Raw genomic sequence first — 26,506 nt, 5'->3', positions numbered from 1 at the left:
CCTACAATAGAATCCGTAACATGTTCTTGTGCCTGAACGACAGAAATACCCAGAACGAATAATAAAAAAGTTTTTAGCATTTTAATAGAGATTAGAAATTAATATTACATTGACAATCAAACAGGTAGTTTTCTCTCATATTAAATAAGTATGGTGTTTAGGGTTTTTATAGATTATCGCCAAAAGACTCGGCAGTACAATTAATAATAAAGGTATCGCAACAATAAATCCTCCGATTACTGCAATTGCTAATGGCTGATGTAATTCTGCACCAGTTCCAACTCCAATAGCCAGAGGCAGTAAGGCTATTATGGCTCCAATAGCCGTCATTAATTTGGGTCTTAATCGTGTTGATATCGAATAGATTAGTGACTGATTAATATCAGAAGTCAGTTTGTAGGTTTCACGAAACTGCAGAAAAGTAAAAATGGCATTTTCGCTAATAATCCCAACAATCATAATGATTCCGGTGTAGCTTCCCACATTCAGCGGAACGTTGGTTATAAAAAGTAATAAATAACTTCCTGAAATTCCCAATACAGATATTATAAGAATAACCAAAGCTGCTCTAAAATCTCTAAACAAAAATAAAATCACACCAAAAACCAAAAGCGATGAAGCGATCAAAATCAATAATAAATCGCTAAAAGCCTGCTGTTGTTCTTTATAAGCGCCGCCATATTCAACATAATAACCTTGTGGCAATTTGATATTTTGATCTATTTTATTCTGAATTTCTGTCATCACACTTCCAAGGCCTCCATTATCAAGTCTTCCTGTTACAACGCTCATCATCTGCAGGTTTTCACGCTGTACTTCTGCGCTTCCTTTTTGCGGTGTAATTTTAACCAGATTTGAAAGCGGTACAGATTGCCCGCCCGGAAGAAATACCTGCAATTGTTTAATTTCTTCAAGACTTCTTTTATCTGAATTTTTATAGATAAGACGAATGGCCGTGCTTTGCTCCTGCTCTAATAAAGTTCCAATAATATTTCCTTCCAGCTGGGTTTGCATCTGAAACTGCAAATCGGCTGGCGTAATACCATATTGGGCCAGCAAAGTATAATTAGGTTCAATATTGACACTTGGACCAGCCAGAACAATTCCATCAAAAACGTCAGCAGTTCCCGGGGTATTCTCTACAAGACTACTTATATGTTGTGCGATTTCGTTGAGTTTCTTTTGATCGTTTCCGTAAATTTTTACTTCAATAGGAGAAACTGAACTCATCAAATCGCCCAACATATCCCCTATAACCTGTCCAAAATCTATTCTTAAAGCAGGCTGGCTGTTTTCGACCTTTGCTCTTATATCATCAATAACATCATTCGTAGTTTTGGCACGGTCTTTTTTCAATTGAATTAAATAATCTCCTGTATTGGGTTCGGTAATAAAAAAACCCATTTGAGTTCCTGTTCTTCGGCTGTAAGCTTCTACATCAGGGTATTTAATGATTATTTTCTCTACTTCGCGCAACATTCGATCTGTTTCTTCAAGAGAAGTTCCCGGTGGAGATTCATAATCCAGAACAATACTTCCTTCATCCATTTCAGGAAGAAAACCAGTTTCAAGATTAGGCAGAATAAGAAAAATAGAGAGTACCAAAACGATACAAAAGCCTATACTCAAAATAGGTTTTTTAATAAAAAAGGAGACCCATTTTTGTTCTTTTACATCGTGCGCTTCCTGCTGTATATTATCAGAAGATTTTTCTTTTCCGGAAAACATCAGATAAATCACCGGAAGCAGCAGCCATGTTACCAAAAAAGAACAGACTAAAGTGATGATCATTGTATCTGTCAAAACTTTAAAATAAGATCCCGCTACACCGCTCATCAAAACAAACGGAATAAAAATTACGATGGTGCTTATCGAAGAGCCCAGCATCGCAGGAAAAAGATAATTGATAGCCTTTTGCAATAAGGTTTTTACAGGTTCGTCCGGATTTTCTTCATGCGTACGATGAATTTGTTCTACTACGACAATCGCATCGTCTATAATTAATCCCAAGGCAGCGGCTATGGCACCAAGTGTCATAATATTGAATGTTTGTCCTGTAAAATACAATACAATAAGTGTCAAACTTAAAGTAACTGGAATCGTGATTAATATGGTTGCACTTGCTTTTACTGATTTTAGAAAAAGCACCGCAATGATAATGGCTAAAAACAATCCGATAAGCAAACTGTCTGTTACGCTTTTTACGGCATCATTTACAAAATTTGCCTGCTCATAAAATGGTTTTATGGTAATGTCTTTAGGCAATATTGCCTTAAGATCCTTCATTTTCTGATTCATGGCATCAGACATTTCGATAAGGTTGGCATCAGGCTGTTTTATTACCGCAATCAGTATGCTTTCTTTGCCATTTGCATTGACTTTAATATATTCTTTTGCCTCTCTTATTTCTACCAGACAAATGTCACTTAGCCTTACGATTCCTTTACTATTATTGCGGATCACCAGATTCTCCAGTTCGTCTTTTTTATCAAGTTGAGCATCCGTAATGGTTAAATATAAATGGTGATAATCTGCCAGATAACCGTTTGATTTAATAAAGTTGGTTTCACTCATTGCTTGGGTTACCATTGCCGGAGTAATACCGTAAGCGCTCATTTTTTGATAATCGAGTGAAAGCCAGTATTCCTTTTCCTTTCCTCCTACTACACGAATTTCACTTGTTCCCTGAATCTGAGAAAGGAATGGTTTTATCGTATAATTGGCTATTTTTTTTAAATCAACAGCAGATCTTTCTTTACTGTTAATGGCATAACCAATAACAGGAAGTATCGACGGATTCATTTTTTCGACCGTTACCTGCAGATCCGGCGGAAGATCATTTTTAATTTGATTGATCTGGGCTTCGATTCTTGTTTTACTAAGATCAATATCCGCTTTCCAGTCCATAAATGCCGAAATTTCACAGCTTCCTCTGCTTGTCGTACTTCTTACAGTTTGCAATCCCTGCACTTTTTTAATAGCGCTTTCAAGGGGTTTGGTCACGGTAATCATCATTTTATCTACAGGCTGCTGGCCAGCATCAGCAATGATTTTTATTTTCGGAAATGTGATTTCAGGAAATAATCCGGTCTGCATTTTAGAATAAGAAAATATCCCTCCCAAAATAATCAGGAAGATAATTGTACTTAGTCCATTTTTATGGCGGGCAAAAAAAGGCAGCATAACGGTTTATTTATTTGTTATTTTTATTTTGATCGTATCTCCAACTCCATAATTTCCGGTAAGGAGAATTTTATCGTCAGGTTTTAATTTTGGAGATAAAATCTCTACTTTATCAAAAGATTCAATTCCTTTTTTAATCGAAACTTTAACGGCCATATTTTTGCCGACTACTTTCATAATCCAGAAATCAGTTTGCGTTTCATCACTCAAAACGGCACCTTTAGGAAGACTAATTGTTTTATTTGCAGCCGTTTTATTGATCCTAACTTTTACAATTAAACTCTCTGGTATATTGGAGTTTTGCAGTGTTTTTAAAATAACATTCTGCGTTTGTGAAGCCGGATCAACCGTAGGAATGTATTTTTCTACCTTTGTTTTTATTGTCGTTCCGTCAGGCAAAGACACATCTAGTAATTCATTTGGTTTTACGTATCTTTTTAATTCATAAGGAAGACTCAATACAATCGAAAAACTCGCCGCGTCGTTAATAACCGCCAAAGCATCACCTTCTTGTACATAATCTCCTTTTTGAACATTCACAGACGTTACAAAGCCATCACAAGTTGCTCTCAGGTTTAAGGCACCTCCAAAATGTAGATTCGAATCTATTTTATTAATGGTATTTCCCAGCACTTTTGCTTCACGAGTTTTAAGAGAAAAAAGAAGCTGGTTCTTTCTCACAAAATCATTCGATGCAGCATTTACAATTTCCAGATATCCTGTTGTATTGGCTTTAATGGTATTTTTAATCAAATAAGCGGTCGTTGCATTCAGGTCAACATAATTGTCAATTGCCGTAGTATCAATACTTGTCACTGTAACGGGAACGCTCACTTCTGCCGGAACTTCTACCGGAGCAGTTTTGTTGCAGGAATTTAAAATAAGTGCTGTTGCCATTAAAGGCATTACTATGGAGTATATCTTTTTATTCATTTGTTTTCCAGTAATTTATTTCATTAATAATCTGCAGTTTATTTACTGTGTTTTGCGAAATGGCATCCTGAATCGAAATAATGTTGCTCAAAGCAATAATGTATTCGGTAATTTGTGCATCTCCTGTAAGCAGTAATTTTTTATTGGCTTCGATTAATGTTTCTGCTACAACTAATTGTGATTGCAATACTTTATATGTTTCCGTACTTTGATTGAATTTTTGATTCAGCAGTAAAAGCTGCTGATCATACTGCCTTTTAAAATTCTTGTTATAACTTTCAATCGTAGCCAAAGCCATACTATTTTTTTGATGCTGAAGGCTTCTTTGGTTTCCGTCATAAATAGGAATACTTAATCCAAGACCGACACTTACCCCAAAGTTTTTATATCCCTGAGAAATAAAACTCGAATTGTAACCGGCATCTCCTAAAAGTGATAATGACGGTCTATAGGTATTGTCAATAAGCTTATCTGAGTTTTTTATTTTTAAGCTGTCAACTTCAAATTGTTTGAAGAAAATACTGCTTTGTTCCTGATCTGATTTAATGTTCAAATCCGGCGTTTTTAGTTTTACGAAAGTGGTATCTGTTTCTCCCGTAAGGTAATTTAACAAAGCCAAATCATTCTGATATTGCTGTTTGAGCTGTAAAGCGGTTAATTCCTGCTGTTTCACCGTGGCATTAAAAATCAGATAATCTGTTTGTTTGTAAATCGAATTTCTGGCTAGTTTTTTCAGAATAAGTTCTTCTTCTTTTAAAAGAGACGTTATTTTGTTGTTGTACGTCATCTGCATTTCAGTACCAAAAGCAGCAATATATTGTGCAATAATGCTTTTGTCTAAATCCTTAACCGCGATTTTTTTATTGATTATGAGTGCATCTTTAATCAGTTTAAAAGAATCTGCCTGCGAATTGATTTGATTTTTACCTAATATTCTTTTATTGACGCCAACCAAAGCCGAAACCATTTGCCCATTACTCAAAGCTGTATCATAACCATATCCGTTAATTACGGGAGCATAATTTGCATTTAGATTTCCTGCGACCTGAGTTTTATAAACACCTCTGTTAAGAAGACTGTCAAGTGTTGAAATCTTAATTTGATTTTGATAATCAGCCAATAAAGGAGAGTTTGTTCTGGCCTTCTCGATGAAGTAAATCAAATCTTTCTCCTGCGAGAAAGACCTGACACCAATCAAAACAAGTATGAAAAAAAAATATCTTTTCATTTTATGAAGATTTTAAAAATTGATGTAAAATTATTTTACTGTCAAAACTTTAAAAGTCCCAGGAATAATGACAGCACGCGGATTTGGGTTTTCTGCCGTTGCATCAGGAGTTTTTCCAAAAGAAGCTGTTGGCATATAAATCGTACCGGTTGCTTTGCTCATTGTAATTGTTCTGGCGCCTTTTACAGTAGGAACAGTTTCTAAAACAGCATAGCTGTCTTTATTTTTTTGCTTAATTACAGTTAAAGTTCCTTCACCATTTGAACTAAATATCAGTTTTCGTTTTTCATCATAAAAAACACCGTCAGAACCTTCACCTATTGGCAGAGTTGTAACAACTTTACCTGTAATAGCATCCGTTACAATCATAATTGAGTTTCCGCAAACACTGAAAAGCCTATTATTAACCACATCAAAAGCCAGTCCCGAAGGTTCGTCTCCCGGACTTATATCAAAAGTTTTTACGACTTCTAGTTTGATGGCATCTATTACTTTTATTTGATTTTTATCTTCGATGTTTACATAGACCAAACCTTTTTTATTTGTTGCAGAAAATTCAGGTTTTCCGTCAAGCGGAATTGATTTTAGAACTTTATTAGTAACAGCATCTATAACTGTTGCGTCATTGCTTTTGGCATTATAAACAAAGACTTTCTTAGAAAATTTATCATATAGTATAGCATCCGGTTTAACGCCCTTAATGGCTACTTTTTCGATCAGTTCAAAAGTTGTAAGATTAACGATTGTAATAGCATTATCAGCTCCGTCAGATATAAAAGCTTTGTTAAGATCGTTAGCAATAGTAATACCGTGAACTCCTTTTGTATCAGCAATTACACCTATTGCTTTGTCCGTTTTTAAATCGATAACATTAACAACATTACCGTGAGATACAAATAATCTTTGGGCCGGTTCATCAACAGATAAATAATCCCATCCAAGATCTCCTGCAACAGGAATTTCGTTGGATAATTTTAGATTTTGAGCTTGCAAAAAAGAAGCAAAAAGAGCAAGCAAAAGCACAATTAAACATTTCATAATAAGCAATTTAAATTCTAAACAAAGTTGCTCATCAATCCTGAATTAAATCTGAATTAGTTCTTTGCCTATGCTTAATATTGTATTAAGAAATGCTGTCTTTTTAATTAAATTGCTGGCAGTTGCGGTTCATTATTATGATCTGATTCTCCTTTTTTAATTTCCAGTTTTCCAAATTTATAGCTAAGCGAAATTCCAAACGACTGAACAGGAACATCCCTAATATTGACCTGATTGAAACTTTCTCCAAATTTGGTAGATCTTTGTTTCATGTATTTATTGAAAGGATTTGCCATCGTAACACCTAAGCTTGCAGCCTTATGCCAAAACTTTTTTCGCACTGCCAGATTATAGAAAAATGAAGAAGGACGATCTCCCTGCAGATTCTTTTGAGAAGAGCGGTAGTTTCCAAAAATTTCTGCCGTCATAGTAGGCTGCAACTGGTCAAATTAGTCCTTTAATTAAAGTCGCTTACACTTGCAAAACCCGGATTGGCAGTTGTTCTTTCTCCCAGTTCAACAGTAGACCTGATATTTAATTTTTCATTTATGGCCAACGATCCAAAGATACTGGCGCCAATATCAGTTTGAGAACCAAAATTATAACGCTGTGTTAAGGTTACATCTGTATAATCTGTTCCGTTGATATTTAATGTTGGGTAAAATGTGGTAAAACTCTGGATATCTTTTGTATTACGGCGATAATATCCTGAAAAACAAATATTTGCTCTATTGGTTTACGTTTTACTGTATCCAAGTTCAAAACGATTACCAATTTCAGGTTTCAAAAATGGATTTCCTGTACTGATATTATGCGGATCACTAATATTAAAAAAAGGATTCAACTCTTCATAATCAGGTCTTTCGATACGATAACTATAAGCAAATTTTATAGACTGGTCTTCACTAAATTTATGCTGAATTGTAAATGACGGCGCAAAAATATCATAATCCGGTATGCGACACCAACAAAATCTGCCGTTGTATTGGTATGTTCGTAACGAAGTCCTGCTTTTCCGTTTAAAAATCCATTAAATAAAGAAAAAGAACTTGATACATAAGCCGAATAAATATTTCGTTTATAAGTAAAACCATAAATCTGACCCACATTATTCATATATTTTGTTTGTGCTAAAAAATTTCTTCCAGATATGTTTATTGCTTTTTTTCCTGTACCGTTTCTTTTCAGTCCCTGAGTATAAATGTTACGTTTGAATCTGTCCAAAACTAAACAATAAGAAAATGCAACTTGGGTATTTTTCTTCAGAAGTGCTCAGCTTTTTATTTGTAACAAGAGCTAAGAATTTTAACGTAGAAATCTGCAAAGATATTTTCTGATAAAAGTAAACCAAAATTGAAGCGTTTTTGCTTTTTGCTTTTGTAAAGAAAATATTTCGGATTGAAATTTTTCCCAGGAAGCCATTTTTATATCATTGGAATGCAAAGGATAGCTGTCATCCCATATTTTTTTCAATTCTAATTCAACTCTTTCTTTATTCATCATCTGAAAAGCTAGATTTGTCCATAATTCTAAAACTTCAAAACAGTATTTTTTAGAAATCATTTAAAAACAGAATAAAATTAAACAGACATTTTGAATTAATTTTGAACTTCAGCAATATTTGACAGCCAAGTATTAAGAGATTTACTTTCTAATTTACCTGAAGAAGAATAATCTTTTCCTTCACGGAGCAAGCTTAGATCAGGATAATCGCATCCGAATATAGGATTTTGATAAACTGATTTATTGGTTAAAATTTCGAGCTGTTTCCGTTCAGTCATTGCTAAACCTATTGGTTAAAATTTAATTACTACTGAAATAAAGATAAATATACAATTTCAAATCAGGTTCCGTCGCATCTGTCAGAATCAAATATAAGACTTTAAGTAATTTTAAAGTTAGTCCGCAAATTTACAGAATGATTTAAACATAGATATTTCTGGTCAAACCATCTGATTCTTTCTTAGCGTATGTACAACTTCAATTCCGCTCAATGTTCGTCTGGCCGATTCAAAACTTTTAAAACCTAATCCGTTTTGTATGCGCCACTCGATGAAACGATGGTCCTGTTATACAATATTGTTGAGATATTTACAATGCCGGATTTTTATCTTTGAAAATGAAAGCTTGTTATAGACTTTGATAGCGGCAGTATTAGAACCGCTTTTATCAATGTTTATTACTCTTGGCCGGCAGTCATTACTAATTGCTTTAATTAGAAATTACTGAGTGATCATTCTCTGTCTTTTTCTGGTCAAAAGAAAGTCTACTGTATTGCCTAATTTATCTACTGCCCTATATAAAAATAACACCACATGCCTTTTACTTTGATATAAGTCTCAGCTCATGTCCAGATCACTCCCACTCTGCCTTTTCTCTTCTTCATCTCTAACTCAAGCTAAGGTGTAAACTTATAAACCCAGCACTGAATTGTAGCATGATTCACAAGCACTACTCTAATTTTCATTATTTCCTGAACATCACACTAGCTAAGTGTAAATCTTAATTTAAAATACACTGCCTGAAGAATGATATATTTTGGATAACAATGACCTTTAGTATTCATTTTTTGATGGGTTTAAAATTATAAAGATAAAGTTATTCACAAATGCGACAGAACCTATTTTTGAAATCAATAAAAAATAGAAATTGAAATATCTAATACTTTATCGCAGATTCTCTAACTATATTTTCTAGTTTGACCACATATTAAAATTTTTTGTACTGTACACTTCGAAAAAAAAATAATTTTACCTCTCAAAAAATTCTGAATTACACATCTTATTTTAAATGAGTTGACATTGAATTATATACCTGTTCTGCCACAAAAAGTTAAGGCAGTCAAGTTGGTTGTTATTCAATTGTCAACAATAATAGTTTTGTGGCAGAATTGTGGCACATGGTATTATTTACAACAAAAAATTAAATACTGACAATGGCTTACAAATTTAGGTTTAAATATTTCCAAGACACCGATTTCCTGAGTTTAGTATATCATATATTTCTATTAAAATTCTTTTGTAAATTGCTTTATAAACAAATCAATATTTTATTATCTTTCTGAGCGATAGAATTAATAAATATAGACTTATTAACACTTCCATACTAAATGAAATAATCGAAAATCTTTTTCTTTTAATACGCTGACTTTCCTTTTCTATGCTATTTGCAATTCTAGCCTTTAAATTAGATTTGTCTTCTTTGGATAAACTCTTAAAATTTGGATTCAAAATAATTTTTTTTTGAGTTATATTATTTTTGAGCATACAAATTATATTTCTCCACTTCGATAAAGCTAAAAAAGACTCACACTAAGTAAGACGTGAGTCCCGATCCAAGCAGCATCTAGTTTCTTTTATTCCTTTTTAGAATATGCTTATAACTGTTAGTTCTTTACCGGAACTTTGGGATTAATCTTTCAAGAATGGATAATCTTTGTATCCATGCTCACCTCCATCGTACATTGTCGCGTGGTCAAGTGCATTGAACTCGACATTCAATTCAAATCTTCTTGGCAAATCTGAATACTGCTCTAAAAAACATTATTAAAGCTTTGACTTCCAATTACCGGCTATCAATGTTAATATTTCCAATATGACTTTTAATTACTAAAGTTTTTCTATTTTTGTAAAAACATATTTTCTGAAAAAATCAATTGCCATATCATTATTATTTGTTTTCGTGTTTAGCAGCACGGATATGGGACAACTATTGAAATTACCAGTTTTGGTTCATCATTTTATAGAGCACAATCACAAAGAAAAGGCAATTACATTTATAGCATTCTTAAATGAACATTATTTTTCGAATGAAAGCCATCCGGACAATAGTAAACACGATCATCAAAGCTTACCTTTTAAAACAGGGTGCAGTCACTCTATAACTACATTCCTTGCTTTTGAGGATTTAAATTCAGTTTTACAACAACGTATCAACAGTATTACTTCAAATAATGTTGTTCCACTTTATCGTCAGCATTATACCTCAAATCTTTTTGGTGCCATCTGGCAACCGCCTAAACTGAGTTAATGATTTTTTATTTAAATAGTCCAATGCTGAATTAATAGGCTGTCGGATTATTAAAATGTTTTGGCATATGCTTTTTTGCATACTGCTAATTCTATTCATTTCATTAATCTCAAAGTCATGCTTAATAAAATTATTGAATTTTCTATAAAGAACAAACTCATTATCGGTCTTTTTATCCTTGCTCTTATTGGATATGGCAGTTATGAATTTACCAAATTACCCATTGATGCCGTACCAGATATTACGGACAATCAGGTACAAATAATCACATCTGCTCCTTCGCTCGGAGCAACGGATATTGAACGATTGATCACCTTTCCCATTGAACAGGCAAACAGCAACATTCCAGGATTAAAAGAAATCCGCAGTTTTTCCCGTTTTGGATTATCTGTGGTTACCATTGTCTTTAATGATCAGACTGATGTGTATTGGGCCAGACAGCAAGTATCCGAAAGGTTAAGCGCTGTCAAGGACCAAATCCCAAAGGGTATAGGAGAACCCTCATTAGCTCCCGTAACAACAGGTCTTGGAGAAATATATCAATATGTAGTCAGAGCCAAACCCGGCTACGAAAAAAAATATAATATAACTGAACTCCGCACTATACAGGACTGGATTGTTCGCCGACAGTTAGTGAGTGTTGAAGGTGTTGCAGAAGTGAGCAGTTTCGGAGGAAAACTAAAACAGTATGAAATTGCTATAGATCCAAACAAACTCCAATCTTATAATATTACCATAAGTGATGTTTTTGCAGCCTTGGAAAAAAACAATCAGAACACTGGAGGGGCTTATATTGAAAAAGGTCCTAAAGTTTTGTACATACGAAGTGAAGGGCTAATTAGTACTATCGAAAATATAAATGATATTTCAATCAAAAATACCGGCAGCGGCACTCCGCTTTTTATTCGTGATGTAGCTGATGTACGTATCGGAAGTGCTATTCGTTACGGTGCAATGACCTATAATGGAAATGGCGAAGTATCCGGGGCGGTAGTAATGATGCTAAAAGGAGCCAACAGCAATGTGGTGATAAAAAAGATCAAAGAACGTATCGAGCAGATCCAAAAAACATTACCCGAAGGAGTGATTGTAGAACCTTTTTTAGACCGCACCAAAATGGTAAATAATTCCATTTCAACGGTTGAAAAAAATTTGCTGGAAGGAGCGTTAATTGTGCTATTTGTACTGATCTTCTTTTTGGGAAATGTAAGAGCCGGATTAATTGTTGCCTCTGTTATACCTATGGCTATGCTTATAGCAGTGATCTTAATGAATATTTTTGGTGTTAGCGGAAATTTAATGAGTTTAGGAGCTTTGGATTTTGGATTGATTGTAGATGGTGCCGTAATTATTGTTGAAGCCTGCCTCTTTAGCCTTCATACTAGAAAAACGAATAAAATATCTCAGGAAGAGATGGATAATACGGTACGGAAAACATCTGTAAAAATGCGTAACGTATCTGTTTTTGGTGAGCTAATTATTTTGATTGTTTACATCCCGATTTTTACCCTACGTGGTATCGAAGGTAAAATGTTTCTTCCAATGGCCCAGACTATCGCTTTTGCCTTATTCGGTGCGTTTATTCTGTCTCTGACTTATGTTCCTATGATGACCGCCTTGTTTTTAAGCAAAAACATAAGCCACAAGAAAAACCTTTCAGATCGAATGATGGAAAAACTGGAAAATTTTTATCAGCCGTTACTAAGTAAAGCCTTGGCAATACCCAGAACAATTATTGGAATAACGTTATCATTATTTGTCTTGGCATTAATCACACTTTCTTTTATGGGAGGAGAATTTATGCCCTCTCTTGAAGAAGGTGATTTTGCGGTAGAAACCAGAGTATTGCCAGGAAGTAATCTGCAAACTTCCATGACAGCTATTTCTCAGGGGGCAAAAATATTGTTGGATAAATTCCCGGAAGTAGAAAAAATAGTTGGAAAAACAGGAAGCAGTGAAGTCCCTACCGACCCAATGCCAATTGATGCAAGTGACATGATGGTTATCTTGAAAGATAAAAGTGAATGGACATCTGCGTCCACTTTTAATGAACTTTCACAAAAAATGGCAAAAGAACTCGAAGCCGTGCCGGGTGTTTCATATGGTTTTCAATATCCGGTACAAATGCGTTTCAATGAGCTGATGACAGGCGCAAGACAAGATGTAGTTTGTAAAATATATGGTGAAAATTTAGATACACTGGCTCTGTACGCTAATAAATTGGGTAAAGTTGTAAATACCGTTGAAGGTACTTCTGATCTGTATGTAGAAACGGTTACCGGAATGCCACAAGTAGTAATTGATTATAATCGTGCTGCAATTGCGCAATATAATTTGAATATTGAAGACATCAACCGAATTGTTAATACTGCTTTTGCAGGACAAAGCACAGGTGTTGTGTACGAAGGAGAAAAACGATTTGACATGGTTGTCCGCCTCACGGGAGAAAAACGTCAAGATCTGGCAGATGTCCAAAATTTGCTAATCCCTACCCCCAATGGAACACAGGTACCGTTATCCCAACTGGCAAAAGTTGATATAACCCAAGGCCCCAATCAAATACAACGAGAAGATGCCAAACGCAGGATTGTTGTTGGCTTTAATGTCCGTGGACGCGACGTTCAGAGCATTGTAAAAGAACTTCAAGGCAAAGTTGAGGCTAAAATAAAGTTTCCAGCAGGCTATTATCCTACTTATGGAGGAGCATTCGAAAATTTAAATGAAGCCAAAACACGTCTTATGATTGCTGTTCCTGTTTCATTGGTGTTAATTTTTATTCTGTTGTATTTTGCGTTCAAATCTATTAAACAAGGGTTACTAATTTATTCTGCTATTCCGCTTTCTGCCATTGGAGGTATTTTCTTTTTAGCATTAAGAGGAATGCCTTTTAGTATTAGTGCCGGTGTTGGTTTCATTGCCTTATTTGGTGTGGCAGTTTTAAATGGATTGGTTTTAATAGCCGAATTCAACAGCATAAGAAAATCAGGTGAAACAGATCTGAAGAAAATCGTAATGGAAGGAACGAAAATACGTTTACGACCTGTGCTAATGACCGCCTTTGTAGCTTCTTTGGGCTTCTTACCAATGGCACTAAGTACAGGTTCGGGAGCAGAGGTACAAAAGCCCTTGGCAACAGTAGTAATTGGCGGATTGCTTATTGCAACATTTCTGACTTTATTTGTTTTACCAATTTTATACATCATGTTCGAAAAAGGAATTAAACAAAAACCGAAAAGACTAAAACCACTTATAACAGTATTAATAATAGCATTATTTTTTTCTTTTCAAAATGTAAATGCACAGGAAAAAATATCCATTGATAAAGCTATTGAAATGGCATTACAGAACAATCTAAAAGTTAAAAATGAAAAACTGAATACTGAATATTTACAAAGAATGAGCCACACAGGCTATGATATTTCCAATACAGGAATTATTGGAGAGCTTGGTCAGTTTAATACCAATATGAACGATATAAAAATAGGGATTTCTCAAAACATAAAATTTCCCACAGTTTACAAAAGACAGAAAAAGTTATTGATAGAAGAAGCCAAAACAGGTCAATGGAACCAGGCCTTGCAGCAAAAAGAAATAACCCGACAAGTTACAACTGTCTTTTATGAAATGGTGTATCTGAAAGAAAAAGAAAGATTGCTGCAAAAAAATGATAGTATTTACTCCGAATTTTTACGAAAATCGACCCTACGTTTTAACAAAGGAGAAAGTAATATTCTGGAAAAATCTACTGCTGAGAATCAATCCGGACAAATAAAAATACAGCTGCAGGAATTGCAAAGTGATTACAAAATGAGTCAAATCCAATTCAAATACTTATTGAATGAAGATAAGGATTTTAGTCCTCTTTGGGATAAGTATAAAATGACATTCGATGAAAAAAATAATGAAAATGCAACTGAAAATCACCCAAGTCTAAAACTAAAGGAACAAGAGATCAATAGTAACAAAGCGGAAATTGCATTGGAAAAATCTAAAAAATTACCTGAATTAATCGGTGGTGTATATTGGCAGACTTTCAAAACCAATACTGCTTTCCAAGATAGTTATAATGGGGTTTATGGCCAGTTTGGCGTGGCACTGCCTCTGTTTAATTCTGCTATAAAAAATAAAGAAAAAGCATTAGGTGTCAACACCCAAATTAGAGAGAATAATTTAAACGATCAGAAGCTAAAACTGCAAAATCGCTTCCAGGAATTGCTTCAGCAATATAAAAAATACCAACAAACTATTTTTTATTATGAAACCCAAGCGCTAAAAAATGTAGCTTTAGTGACCGATGCTGCCAATAAGAAATTTATCAATGGCGATATCAACTATTTAGAATGGGTAATGCTTACCAATCAAAACACTGAAATTCAGAGCAACTATATTGAAGCAGTTAGAGAATTGAACACAACTGTTATTGAACTCCATTCATTAACTAACATATAAAAATCATGAAAGAAACAGCAATATATACTCAAGTCAGTGAAGAATTATCTTTTGTTAATTGGGAGCGCCATGGACAGGCCATAGTAACGGGTTTATGTCTTTTATTTATAGGGCTTGCATGGTGGGCAGGGAAGAGCGAAATTAGTGTTGCAGAAATCTCGCTTTATATTTTAGCCTATATAGTTGGAGGTTATCAAAAAGCCAAGGAAGGTTTAGATACACTCTTTAAAGAAAAACAGCTTGATGTTGATTTATTAATGGTAGTAGCCGCAATTGGTGCTGCTTCTATTGGATATTGGATGGATGGCGCAATCCTGATTTTTATTTTCTCTCTAAGTGGTGCTTTAGAAAGCTACACCATGGAGCGAACAGATAAAGCCATTGAATCGATTATGAAACTGCGTCCGGAAGAAGCAGTACTTTTCGAAGATGGAGCAGAGAGAACAGTAAAAGTAGAACAACTCAAAAAAGGAGATGTTATTATCGTAAGACCGGGTGACCGTATTGCTGCTGATGGTATTATTATTGAAGGATATTCTGCAATTAATCAAGCTTCTATAACCGGGGAAGCTATCCCAGTAGATAAGAAAAACAATGATGTAGTTTTTTCAGGAACGATCAACGGACAGGGAGCTTTGCAAATTGAAGTAACCAAATCAGCAGAAGATACAATGTTGGCAAAAATTATTCATCTCGTGCATGAAGCTCAAAAAGAAAAACCACCTATTCAACTTTTTGTAGAACGATTTGAAGGAATTTACGCAAAATTTGTTATCATAAGTGCATTGGTACTAATGACTTTACCACATTATATTTTTTCCTGGACATGGAGCGAAACTATTTATCGTGCCATGATTTTCCTGGTAGTGGCTTCACCCTGTGCATTAGTGTCTTCCATTATGCCAGCAACTTTATCGGCAATATCAAACGCTGCCAGAAAAGGTGTTTTATTCAAAGGAGGGGTTCATCTTGAAAACATTGCTGATATAAAAGTGGTTGCTTTTGACAAAACAGGAACCCTTACCAGTGGTAAGCCCAAAGTGATGGATATTGTTCCGCTTCAAAATACTACAGAAATAGAATTGCTGCAAGTAGCGGCCTCTATTGAAACTCTTTCTCAACATCCAATTGCTAAGGCAATAGTTCAAGCGGCCAAGGAGAGAAATGTTGCACTGAAAAGACCAAAGGAATTACAAGCAATTCATGGTCTGGGAGTTCATGGATCATTGGATGGTATATCATACAGAATTGGTAAAGTGGATATATTGGATGACATTTCTCTTTTGAAAGATCATTTAGAGAAGGCAGATGAATTAGAAAATCAAGGTAAAACTGTGATTTTTGTTGCAGTAAATCAAAAGCTTATAGGATTACTTTCTATAGTGGATACTATTCGCCCGGAAGCTAAAAAAGTAATCGATGAATTAAAAGCGATGGGTATAAAAGTAGCTTTGCTAACTGGAGACAGTAAAACAACCGGTAATGCAGTTGGAAAACAGACCGGAATTGATGAAATATATACCGAACTTTTGCCCGAACAAAAAGTAGGAGCAATAAAAAAGCTGGAAAGTAAATATGGCAAAACAGCAATGGTGGGCGATGGAGTTAATGATGCTCCAGCTTTAGCCAGCGCTTCAGTAGGTATTGCAATGGGTGGTGCAGGTACTGATGTAGCGATGGAAACAGCAGATATTATTTTAATGTCTGATAATATTGAAAATATCCCATTTGCCATTTCACTTGGAAAACGTACAAACCGTGTTGTGAAACAAAATATTGTTTTTGCCATTGGTGTTGCCCTAACTCTGGTTACTATGAATTTTTTGGGAGGTATAATTAATCTGCCCGAAGGAGTAATAGGACATGAGGGCAGTACGGTACTAGTAATATTGAGTGGCTTACGCTTATTAAGATAATTATAGTTCTTCTAATTAAAAAAAGGAAAGAGCGCAAAATTAAAATCATTACTAATGCATTATTATTTTAACGTATTAAAAATCAGAAATGAACATTTGGAACAAGCTTTTTAAAACTGAGCAAAAAACAAAAGCAGCAAACGAGCAATTGAGTTTTAAACAAAGATTGTCTGCACTACGAAACCTACCTAAGTTTTTTAAACTGGTTTGGCAAACAAGTCAATCATTGACTATTGCAAATGCTGTACTTCGTATTTTAAAATCGGCAATGCCCCTTGCAATTTTATACGTTGGTAAGCTTATTATAGATCATGTGGTTATAATTAGCATGAGTAAGCAGAGTATATCATCAAATCTTTTATGGAAGTTAGTACTTATTGAATTTGGTCTGGCTATTTTATCAGATATATTAAACAGATCCATCACATTGATGGATAGTTTACTTGGGGATTTATTTTCAAATCATACTTCTGTAAAAATAATTGAACATGCCGCAACATTAGATCTTGAGCAATTTGAGAATTCCGTTTTTTATGATAAAATGGAAAGGGCAAGACAACAAACCGTAGGACGTACCGTTTTACTTTCGCAAGTGCTGAGTCAATTGCAGGATATTATTACAATGGGGTTTTTAGCTACTGGTTTGATGGTGTTTAATCCTTGGCTTATTATCATATTATTAATAGCGATCATTCCTGCTTTTCTTGGTGAAACTTATTTTAATGATCAAAGTTATAGTCTTAACAGAAGACAGACACCAGAGAGAAGGGAGTTAGATTATGTACGATTTTTAGGTGCTAGTGATGAAACGGCTAAAGAGGTAAAGATTTTTAATTTATCCGGTTTTATAATCAATCGTTTTGTTGAATTGTCCAATAAATTTTACCAGACTAATCGTATTTTAATCATCAAACGTTCCATGTGGGGCAGTCTATTTTCAATGCTTGGAACTGCGGGGTATTACCTTGCTTATGTTTTTATAATTTACAAGGCCGTTAATGGAAAAATAACCATTGGTGAACTTACATTTCTTGCAGGCTCTTTCAGACAACTAAGAACATTATTAGAAGGTATTTTAAATCGTTTCACAAGTGTTTCGCAAGGTGCAATCTATTTAAGTGACTTCTTTGAGTTTTTTCAAATAAAATCGCAAATTATACCCTCTTCAAAGCAAAGACCCTTTCCTAATCCAATACAACAGGGCTTTACATTTGAAAATGTTGGATACAAATACATCAATTCAGAGAAATGGGCAAACCGCAATTTAAACTTCACGCTGAATGTTGGAGAGAAACTAGCCCTGGTAGGAGAAAATGGCGCAGGAAAAACAACACTTGTCAAGTTATTAGCCCGATTATATGAGCCTACCGAGGGTAGAATTTTATTAGATGGCTACGAATTAGGGGAATATGATATTAACGATCTAAGAATGCAGATTGGAATCATTTTTCAGGATTATCTTCGCTATCAAATGACAATTTCCCAAAATATTGCAACAGGAAATATCACTGAAAAAGAAAACGATACCTTAATTAAAAGTGCTGCCGAGCAAAGTCTGGCAAATCTATTTATTGAAGGATTTCAAAATAATTATAAACAGCAATTAGGACGACGTTTTAATGAAGGAGTGGAATTATCCGGTGGGCAATGGCAGAAAATTGCTTTGGCAAGAGCCTATATGAGAGATGCCCAATTAATGATTTTGGATGAGCCTACAGCTTCACTGGATGCAAAAGCGGAGCATGAGGTTTTTCAACGTTTTGTAGAGCTAACCAAAGGAAAAACTTCTGTTCTTATTTCGCATAGGTTCTCAACTGTTCGTATGGCCAATCGCATTTTAGTGTTAGATAAAGGTGAGATTCTGGAAATAGGAAGCCATGAGGAATTAATACAACAAAATGGAAAATATGCCGAGCTGTTTCAATTACAAGCAATGGGGTATCAATAATATATTTTTATTGAATGCTTAATATTTGTGCTTTATCAAAAGAAGCTTTACAAATATAAAACAATCAGTCAAAAAAATAAAAAATAAATATTTATAAATAAAGATTCATATAATGAGAAATAAAATAATAATGTCTGTTCTATCTTTAGTATTAGTATCATGCAACAGCAAAGAGAAACAAGAGAATACCAGTGAGGCAAATACAGTAGAAAACGTAACAACCCTTACAGAAACGCAGATAAAAAATGCAGGTATTCAAACTGGAAAAATTCAGCAAAGAGAAATTTCAGAAACACTAAAATTAAACGGAAAAATTGATGTTCCCCCTCAAAATTTAGTTTCTGTCAGTGTTCCAATGGGGGGCTATTTAAAAAGCACCAGGCTTTTAGAAGGGATGTATGTAACTAAAGGACAGGTTTTATGTGTTGTAGAGGATCAGCAATACATCCAACTGCAAGAAGATTATTTATTAGCCAAAGCTAAAATAGGTTATGCTAAGGCTGAATTCGAAAGACAAAAAGAACTTAACCAGAGTAAAGCCAGCAGTGATAAGGTATATCAGCAAGCACAAACAGAGTACAATTCTTTATTGGTAATGGTGCAGTCCTATGGAGAAAAATTAAAATTTGCAGGAATAAACCCAAACAATATATCTGCGAAAACAATCTCAAAAAGCATTAATGTGTGTTCTCCAATAAGCGGTTACGTATCCAAAGTAAATGTAAATACAGGTAAATATGTCACGCCAAGCGATATTTTATTCGAAATAGTAAATCCATCTGATATACATCTGGCGTTAACCGTTTTTGAAAAGGACATCAATAAACTAGCTATTGGCCAATCCTTATTGGCCTACACCAACACAAATCCTGATAAAAAATATGAATGCAAGATCATACTAATTGGTAAGGATTTTTCCCAAAATAGAAGCACAGAAATGCACTGTCACTTCATAAAATATGATAAAACACTTTTACCAGGAATGTATATGAATGCAGTGATTGAGCTCAAGAGCCAACAATCCAATGTTTTACCTTCTGATGCCATTGTAAATTTTGAAAATAAAGATTTCGTTTTTATCGACAAAGGAAATAAACAATTTGAAATGAAAGAAGTTTTAACGGGAAATTCAGAAAATGGATTCACTGAAATTGTTTCAAACGATTTTAAAAATAAAGCTATTGTTACTAAGGGAGCCTATTCTTTATTGATGAAAATGAAAAATATTGAAGAGTAAGGCAACAAAGAGGTACTCCCGAATCGTTCCTTTATACCTTCGATATCTCATTCAGAAGTTTGAAATCTTGGGATTAAATAGTAAAATTTATTTTCTTTATGTCTATTTTTAACTAAGAATCTATACTCCAGTAAATATTTATGTACTTGTTTTGTGAATCGATAATTACTAAAACAACTGTTTATTTCTTATCATTGGACTTGTATTAATTTATTAAGTGACCCTATATGTGTCCCTTACTTAAATCATATATTGTCATCCTTAGATTAACTTGGATTTCATAAAGGCATTGGACCCTCTTTCTCCACCAGTAAAATAATTGTAACTAGATTTTCATACTCGCAATAAAAAAATTATAATAAATTGTCTATAAAATTTTAAGACCACATTTAGTAATTACCATCACTAAAATTTAATACTTTGGGTTTTGTGGCAGAATCGTGGTGCACTGTATTTTGAAAAACTAGAAGTTCAATAAAATAAAGCTCTAACAGGTTTAGGTTCGAAACTGTATATCACAATTAACTCTATTTTTCACTACGCATTTTTAGATAAAATAGATGATTATTTTTTAATGGGATTATTTTTGATTTTGAAGATTGAAACCTAAACTTGCCTTTCAGCCTAGGTCATTATACGTGAATATAATGACCCGAAGGCAGCTGCTGCACTTGCTTTAAGGTCTAATGATATGACCTGTTATCTTACCAAACAAGCTTTTACGAAACATAAATTCCAACTGTCTCATTGTTGTGGGGATTTCTCCCGGAAAGTATGGGAAATACTGTGGTGAATCTTCAATAACTGTCGGGCTCACTGCATTAATACGAATCCCGTTTTCCAGTTCAATTGCCGCTGCACGAACAAAGCCTTCTACAGCACCGTTAGCAGCTGAAGCGTTGGCAAAGTTTACCTGTGGCTCATATGTTAAAGCACCGGTAATTAAAGTAAATGAGCCTTTTGGGTTAATATAATTCTGACCTATCAACACCAGATTTATCTGTCCCATCATTTTTCCTTCCACTCCATTTCTGAATGTTGTGTCATTTAATTTGCTCCATGGACCTACAAATGTTGGACCTGCCGTTGAAATTAAGGCATCAAATGAACCCGTCTGCCTGAAGAGGTTTTCAATTGATTCTGTTGAAGTAATATCGGCATCGATGTCACATCCTTTAGATGCCACTGTGATCACTTCATGCTCTTCTCTGAGAGCTTTTACTAAATGTGTTCCCATAGTGCCGCTTGCACCTACTATAATAATTTTCATAATTGTGAATTTTAAATATTTTTTGTTTTTTTTTCTTTGACAAAGATATATTAGGATGTTTTCAATGTGTTAGGACATAAAGTAAGTTGGATAGGACAGAATTCAGATAATGTATCATTCTTTAACTATTAAGATTATAAACTTTAAAATTGTTCCAATATCAACTTTTTACTTGCTGCCATTCCGGCGGCAGTTCCCATTGCAACTGCATTGGCAACCGTTCTAACCCGCGAGGTATTGTCACCGGAAGCATAAATACCTTCAATTGTCGTTTCCTGAAAAGAATTGATCTTAATGTAACCATCCTCAGTAATAGCACATCCAAGCGATTCAGGTATAGTGCAGCGCTGTATAAAAGGCCTTGGGGAATACATAGTATTCAGCAGCGATTTTGTGCCATCTCTAAATACAATATTTTGGATATGCCCCTCAATATGTTCTAATTTCTTGATTTCCTTTTCAACAATAGTAATATTATGACTTTTCAGCCTGGCAAGCTGTTCGTTTGTTATCGTAGATACACCATTGGTATAGATCGTTAAAGCTGAAGTCCAGTTTGAAATCATCTTCGCTAATTCAAATGCATAATCACCATTTCCCAAAATCCCCGTCCTTGTATTGCGCACTTCATAACCATGACAATACGGGCAGTGTAATACAGAAATTCCCCAGCATTCTGAAAACCCTTCAATTTGTGGCATTACATCTTTTATGCCCGTGGCAAAAATTAATTTTAAAGCCTCAAAAGTTTCTCCAGTTTCCATTAGTATTTCGAAACCTTTATCATTTTTTTTTCCTTTAGAAGCAAAACCGTTAAGGAATTTTACATTATCGTACTTTTCTACCTGCTGTTTTCCCAGACTAGCGATTGCTGCAGGTGTGTTTCCATCCTGGGTTAGGAAATTATGGGAATATGGCGTCTGTGCATTGCAGGGCTGGCCGCTATCAATAATCAAAACATGTTTTAATGCCCTTCCTAGTGCCATTGCCGCGGCTAAGCCTGAGTAGCTTCCTCCAATAATAATGACATCAAATTTTTTACTATCTGTATTCATATGAAATTCTTTAAGTGGAAATGGAAAAGTAAAAGCTACTATTCCCAATCCTGATTGTTTAATGAACTTACGTCTTGATCCTGTAAAATCTATACCGGCTGTTGTACCGGATTTCACCAATTCCGTTTGTATTGGACGGTCCACTTTTTAGGCTTTATTTTTTGTTTTATTTGTAAACTGACGCAGAATAAAATCTAAAAAAGGAATCCCGACAAATACTACCCAGGGCACTAAGGCAATGGTGAGTATAAAAGTCCGCTGATATAAAGGCAAAAAAGACAATGCTTTACCAAACAGGAATAAAAAAAGTGTAATCGAGGGATAAATGGCCAGCCATATCCTTAACGATGCTATCAGTTTCATTTTTGTTTTCATATTGATTTCGGTTTGAATTAATTTTATTGGACAAAATTACTTCAGCCGAAAACCTATCAGGCAGGACAGAAATGAAGTTCGTTAGGACTTATTTAGAGTTTTGCCTAAATGACTCTGGGGAGAGACCTGTATGCTTTTTAAAAAACCGGGCGAAATAGGATGCATCATCATATCCCAAATGATAGGCAATCTGGCTGACCTGCCTTGAGGTCGCTAAAAGCTGGCGTTTCGCTTCCAGGATAATATGTTGGTTTATGATCTCGGAAGGGGTTTTATCCAGTAAAGTTTTTGTAATGGCACTTAACTGGTAAGACGACAAATTTAATAAACCGGTATATTGTGAAATCTGTTTATGGGTAATACTGTTTTTTTCCACAAGTTCCAGAAATTGCTCTAGTTTTTCCTGTCCGTAGACGCTACCTCTCACAACCGGGATAACTTCATCCTGTCGCTGGCGGAGCAGTTCAATAAGAAAAATGCTCAGGCTGGCTTTCAAAACTTCCTGATAACCTTTAAGCTTGCAGGTATATTCTTTTAATGCTTCTAATAAAATCGTTTCGATTTTATCAAACCCTTCTTCCTTGAGGTTATAACTATTGTATTGAATTAATTTGGTCAGATGATTTTGTGAGGCGCTGTTATGAGAATAAAGAAAATCTGTTTTAAATTGTATTAAAAAGCCTGTGCTGCCTTCTTTTAGAGAAAGAGAATGCACCTGGCCGGGACGCATGATAAAAACAGTATGATTTTTTATTTCATAGTTTATAAAGTCAATCTCATGATGCCCCTTTCCATTTTTAACAATTAAAATATAATAGAAATCGTGCCTGTGCACCTCCTGAACCATATCCTTATCTGACAACAATGATGTTATTTCCCGTATAGTAAAACTGCCTAATAATTCAGGTTCAATTTGTTCACTAATATGGCGGATTGGAATGTTTCGCACAATTTAAATGTCTTAGCAGCTTAATTATTCAAAGATACTTAAGTTTATGAAAATTATCATTTGTTAGTAAATATTACTACGCTTAATTTAATTCCAGCCCGCCGGGGTTCGGCACAAAAGATTGGAACCTATAGCGGGAAAAGCTCCTAAAAAATGGCATTATAAACGGATAACACCAGAATGATACTAATTTGAATTGGGATGGTATGGAAAATATTTAAATAATAATCAAATCTTTGTATCTTTATTCAAAGCTACTATGTTATTATTTAAACTATTATATCTTGGAAAGATCATCTGTTTATTTTGATAGAATACTAAATAAACTTGCCCAGAGTTACCCCAGGACCTGCGCATTAGAAGAGCTGGCAGCGCTTGTAATCCCTCCTTACAATGTCCTGAAAACATTTACCGAAAATATTTCTGCCCAAAGGGAAAACCATGCAAAAATAGTAGAAGCCCTAATCTTGCTGGACGATCAGCAATACATTGTATTGAATCCAACTACTGATCAAAGTTCCATAACCCTAAAAGGCCTGATCAAAATAAATAACATGGCATTCTGCAATTAACTTCTACCTGAAAAATTCCGGAAAAATGGGGACTGAACTGTCATGATCTCCAAAATACCGAGAACTGCTGTAATACTTACGCGAAATAAATATATTTATTATATTAGCGGTAAAGACCAAGCTTTGTATAATACAGTAAGACACAATTCGGATAAATTAGCACCGTTATATGCATCTTAAAAACCAGAAACCAGCAGGGTTAATTATAATAGGAAATCAAAAAATGGATCGGATTATCAATAAATTAACGGATCAATTAGCCCAAAAACCCAAGACACTTTTCTTAATTGACAGTCTGGGAGCTTTGCTTACTGCCCAATTCTTATTTATTATACTGCAAAATTTCAGCCCTTATATCGGCATGCCAAAAACAGTGCTGAATCTGCTTTGGTGGGCAGCAGTTTGTTTTTTCTTTTATTCGGCCTTCTGCTTTTTATTCTTAAAAGAAAAATGGGCCTTTTTTATAAGACTCGTAAGTATTGCCAATGCGCTTTACTGTTTGCTGACCCTAGCATTTTTATTTATGCATTATAAGGAGCTTACCCATTTAGGCTTGGCCTATTTTATTGTAGAAACAGCAATTATCAGCGTACTTGTTTACATTGAACTTAAGGTGTCCGCGAAAATTTGAAAGATATGGTACTGCAATCTTATAATTGTAGTTTTTACGCTATTACAAAAGAGGAAAAAAGAAAACACGGTTAAAAACTTTATAACAATAAGTTAAAATTCAACACAAAGACAAGCACGAATCCTGAAATAACTCTACACCTAGTACTATCGTATTAAGTACAGCCGTTCTTTGCATTAAATTGCTGACAGCGGCCCTTCACTCCCGCATCAATATACTTCTTTCAATCTATCGCTTTGTTTTTAAATAAATTTATTACATTTGCTGTATATACGGCAATGATGTCTGCCTTGAACCGCTACCATAATTATTGGAGCTGATGACGTCTAGTAATGGCTTATGCCACTAGATATGTATTCATTTAATTCAAGACAATATGATCATCCAAAATTTACGCCGCAGTATTATTTCAATACAACAAATCCCTTATCTTTTTTATCTTTTCAAATGGATCTTCTTTGCTGCTGTAATCAGTATTTGCGTAGGATCTGCTTCCGCTTTTTTTCTTGCGAGTTTAGACGCCGTTACAAATTACCGTCAAAATCATCTTTGGATCATTGCACTGCTTCCTTTAGGAGGCCTTATCATTGGATTGACTTACCATTATATGGGCAGCAGCGTAGTGAAGGGAAACAACCAGCTTCTGGAAGAATTTCATAGCCCTAAACAAGTAATTCCATTGAAAATGGCCCCTTTAGTCCTCTTTGGAACTTTAGTCACGCATCTCTTCGGAGGTTCTGCTGGAAGAGAGGGAACAGCGGTACAGATGGGAGGCGCGATCGCTGACCAGTTTACAAACCTTTTCAAGCTGAAGGACAGAGACCGCAAAATTATTCTGATCATGGGAATCAGTGCAGGTTTTGCCTCTATATTCGGAACACCACTGGCCGGGGCAGTTTTCGCTCTTGAAGTTATGATCTTGGGAAGAATGCGATATGAGGCTTTGCTGCCCAGTTTTTTGGCGGCAGTTATTGCCGACTACATTTGTCAGGCCTGGCAGATCACCCATACCCATTACTCTATATCACATGTTCCAAAAATAGACCCTCAGAACTTGGCATGGACAATCTTCTCGGGAATTTTATTCGGATTGGCAGCAATGTGTTTTTCTAAAACTAACCATTTTTTTACAGCAGTTTTTAAAATAAATATCAACTACCCGCCATTAAGACCCTTCATAGGAGGAATTGTAATTGCCCTGGCAGTATGGATACTGGGCACAACAAAATATATTGGTTTAGGAGTGCCTACAATAGTGGACTCTTTCAGTGAGGACCTGCCTTATTATGATTTTATTCTCAAACTGCTTTTCACAGCCTTTACCCTTGGAGCCGGCTTTAAAGGAGGTGAGGTAACACCGCTGTTTTTTATCGGAGCTGCATTAGGAAATGCACTGTTTTTCTTTGTACCACTACCTATGGCATTGCTTGTAGGAATGGGTTTTGTTGCTGTTTTTTCCGGTGCGACCAATACACCGATTGCATGCACATTAATGGGAATTGAACTTTTCGGGGCTGAGTGCGGCATTTACATTGGAGTATCTTGTGTTGTGGCTTATTTATTTTCAGGGCATACCGGCATTTATTCATCACAAATTGTAGGGAGTCCTAAACATTTAATTTACGGCAGGACAAAAGGCAAACATTTATATGATTTAAAATAGCGATTCAATTTGAGTTCAATTTTTTATTAG

At 34.9% G+C, this 26,506-nt stretch carries 21 protein-coding genes and 1 riboswitch; of the genes, 8 read left to right on the top strand and 13 right to left on the bottom strand.

Going from position 1 to position 26,506, the window contains the following annotated elements:
* Window positions 1-135: 135 nt before the first annotated feature.
* The 9 genes from EAH81_RS06035 to EAH81_RS05995 form a co-directional block, all read right to left on the bottom strand.
* A complete protein-coding gene (locus tag EAH81_RS06035) occupies window positions 136-3,183 on the bottom strand; it encodes an efflux RND transporter permease subunit (protein ID WP_140504835.1) in 3,048 nt (1,015 codons plus the stop codon).
* 6 nt (window positions 3,184-3,189) lie between these two features.
* Complete coding sequence (locus tag EAH81_RS06030; protein WP_140504833.1) at window positions 3,190-4,116, bottom strand: efflux RND transporter periplasmic adaptor subunit; 927 nt, start codon at window positions 4,114-4,116, stop codon at window positions 3,190-3,192.
* Window positions 4,109-5,344: a TolC family protein gene (locus EAH81_RS06025; protein ID WP_140504831.1), complete on the bottom strand. Its 1,236-nt coding sequence runs from the start codon at window positions 5,342-5,344 to the stop codon at window positions 4,109-4,111. The genes EAH81_RS06030 and EAH81_RS06025 overlap by 8 nt, the downstream gene beginning before the upstream one ends.
* A 30-nt stretch (window positions 5,345-5,374) precedes the next feature.
* Window positions 5,375-6,382: a YncE family protein gene (locus tag EAH81_RS06020; protein ID WP_140504829.1), complete on the bottom strand. Its 1,008-nt coding sequence runs from the start codon at window positions 6,380-6,382 to the stop codon at window positions 5,375-5,377.
* 107 nt (window positions 6,383-6,489) lie between these two features.
* Complete coding sequence (locus EAH81_RS06015) at window positions 6,490-6,810, bottom strand: outer membrane beta-barrel protein (RefSeq protein WP_140504827.1); 321 nt, start codon at window positions 6,808-6,810, stop codon at window positions 6,490-6,492.
* 308 nt (window positions 6,811-7,118) lie between these two features.
* Window positions 7,119-7,274 carry an outer membrane beta-barrel protein gene (locus EAH81_RS28110; protein WP_410501100.1) on the bottom strand — a complete coding sequence of 52 codons (156 nt, stop codon included), beginning with the start codon at window positions 7,272-7,274 and terminating at the stop codon, window positions 7,119-7,121.
* On the bottom strand, window positions 7,271-7,606 hold the full coding sequence (locus EAH81_RS06005) for an outer membrane beta-barrel protein (protein ID WP_140504825.1): 336 nt from the start codon (window positions 7,604-7,606) through the stop codon (window positions 7,271-7,273). Before EAH81_RS06005 ends, EAH81_RS28110 begins: the two co-directional genes overlap by 4 nt.
* An 81-nt stretch (window positions 7,607-7,687) precedes the next feature.
* Window positions 7,688-7,945 (bottom strand): hypothetical protein, encoded by a 258-nt coding sequence (locus tag EAH81_RS06000; RefSeq protein WP_140504823.1) that lies wholly within the window; start codon window positions 7,943-7,945, stop codon window positions 7,688-7,690.
* Between the two features lie 35 nt (window positions 7,946-7,980).
* Window positions 7,981-8,163: a hypothetical protein gene (locus tag EAH81_RS05995; protein ID WP_140504821.1), complete on the bottom strand. Its 183-nt coding sequence runs from the start codon at window positions 8,161-8,163 to the stop codon at window positions 7,981-7,983.
* Between the two features lie 1,918 nt (window positions 8,164-10,081).
* On the opposite strand from EAH81_RS05995, the gene EAH81_RS05990 reads away from it, so the two are divergent.
* The 5 genes from EAH81_RS05990 to EAH81_RS05970 all read left to right on the top strand — a co-directional run bounded on the left by EAH81_RS05990 (window position 10,082) and on the right by EAH81_RS05970 (window position 19,961).
* A complete protein-coding gene (locus tag EAH81_RS05990; protein WP_241676518.1) occupies window positions 10,082-10,411 on the top strand; it encodes a hypothetical protein in 330 nt (109 codons plus the stop codon).
* A 117-nt stretch (window positions 10,412-10,528) separates the two neighbouring features.
* A complete protein-coding gene (locus EAH81_RS05985) occupies window positions 10,529-14,860 on the top strand; it encodes a CusA/CzcA family heavy metal efflux RND transporter (RefSeq protein ID WP_140504817.1) in 4,332 nt (1,443 codons plus the stop codon).
* A 5-nt stretch (window positions 14,861-14,865) separates the two neighbouring features.
* Window positions 14,866-16,776 (top strand): heavy metal translocating P-type ATPase, encoded by a 1,911-nt coding sequence (locus EAH81_RS05980; protein ID WP_140504815.1) that lies wholly within the window; start codon window positions 14,866-14,868, stop codon window positions 16,774-16,776.
* A gap of 88 nt (window positions 16,777-16,864) precedes the next feature.
* The gene (locus tag EAH81_RS05975) at window positions 16,865-18,724 is read left to right on the top strand and encodes an ABC transporter ATP-binding protein (protein WP_140504813.1); all 1,860 of its coding nucleotides are present in this window, start codon (window positions 16,865-16,867) and stop codon (window positions 18,722-18,724) included.
* A 112-nt stretch (window positions 18,725-18,836) separates the two neighbouring features.
* Window positions 18,837-19,961 (top strand): efflux RND transporter periplasmic adaptor subunit, encoded by a 1,125-nt coding sequence (locus EAH81_RS05970; RefSeq protein ID WP_140504811.1) that lies wholly within the window; start codon window positions 18,837-18,839, stop codon window positions 19,959-19,961.
* A 676-nt stretch (window positions 19,962-20,637) separates the two neighbouring features.
* Here EAH81_RS05970 and EAH81_RS05965 read toward each other — a convergent pair.
* From EAH81_RS05965 to EAH81_RS05950, 4 genes are all read right to left on the bottom strand, one after another.
* The gene (locus tag EAH81_RS05965; RefSeq protein WP_140504809.1) at window positions 20,638-21,231 is read right to left on the bottom strand and encodes a short chain dehydrogenase; all 594 of its coding nucleotides are present in this window, start codon (window positions 21,229-21,231) and stop codon (window positions 20,638-20,640) included.
* A 143-nt stretch (window positions 21,232-21,374) separates the two neighbouring features.
* Entirely contained in the window at window positions 21,375-22,430 is a 1,056-nt protein-coding gene (locus tag EAH81_RS05960) for an NAD(P)/FAD-dependent oxidoreductase (RefSeq protein WP_241676517.1), read from the bottom strand.
* A gap of 3 nt (window positions 22,431-22,433) precedes the next feature.
* The gene (locus EAH81_RS05955) at window positions 22,434-22,661 is read right to left on the bottom strand and encodes a hypothetical protein (protein ID WP_140504807.1); all 228 of its coding nucleotides are present in this window, start codon (window positions 22,659-22,661) and stop codon (window positions 22,434-22,436) included.
* Between the two features lie 88 nt (window positions 22,662-22,749).
* On the bottom strand, window positions 22,750-23,610 hold the full coding sequence (locus tag EAH81_RS05950; protein WP_140504805.1) for a helix-turn-helix domain-containing protein: 861 nt from the start codon (window positions 23,608-23,610) through the stop codon (window positions 22,750-22,752).
* 284 nt (window positions 23,611-23,894) lie between these two features.
* Between EAH81_RS05950 and EAH81_RS05945 the strand changes: the two genes are divergently transcribed.
* The 3 genes from EAH81_RS05945 to EAH81_RS05935 all read left to right on the top strand — a co-directional run bounded on the left by EAH81_RS05945 (window position 23,895) and on the right by EAH81_RS05935 (window position 26,476).
* Entirely contained in the window at window positions 23,895-24,182 is a 288-nt protein-coding gene (locus EAH81_RS05945) for a hypothetical protein (RefSeq protein ID WP_140504803.1), read from the top strand.
* 169 nt (window positions 24,183-24,351) lie between these two features.
* A complete protein-coding gene (locus EAH81_RS05940; RefSeq protein WP_206669075.1) occupies window positions 24,352-24,813 on the top strand; it encodes a hypothetical protein in 462 nt (153 codons plus the stop codon).
* A gap of 265 nt (window positions 24,814-25,078) precedes the next feature.
* A riboswitch (Fluoride riboswitch) is annotated at window positions 25,079-25,149 on the top strand.
* 40 nt (window positions 25,150-25,189) lie between these two features.
* Window positions 25,190-26,476: a voltage-gated chloride channel family protein gene (locus EAH81_RS05935; RefSeq protein ID WP_140504801.1), complete on the top strand. Its 1,287-nt coding sequence runs from the start codon at window positions 25,190-25,192 to the stop codon at window positions 26,474-26,476.
* Window positions 26,477-26,506: the final 30 nt, after the last annotated feature.

Source organism: Flavobacterium pectinovorum (assembly GCF_006438875.1).
Classification (GTDB): domain Bacteria; phylum Bacteroidota; class Bacteroidia; order Flavobacteriales; family Flavobacteriaceae; genus Flavobacterium; species Flavobacterium pectinovorum_A.
Note: the sequence above shows the minus strand (reverse complement) of the source record. Positions and strands in the feature narration are given on the sequence as shown.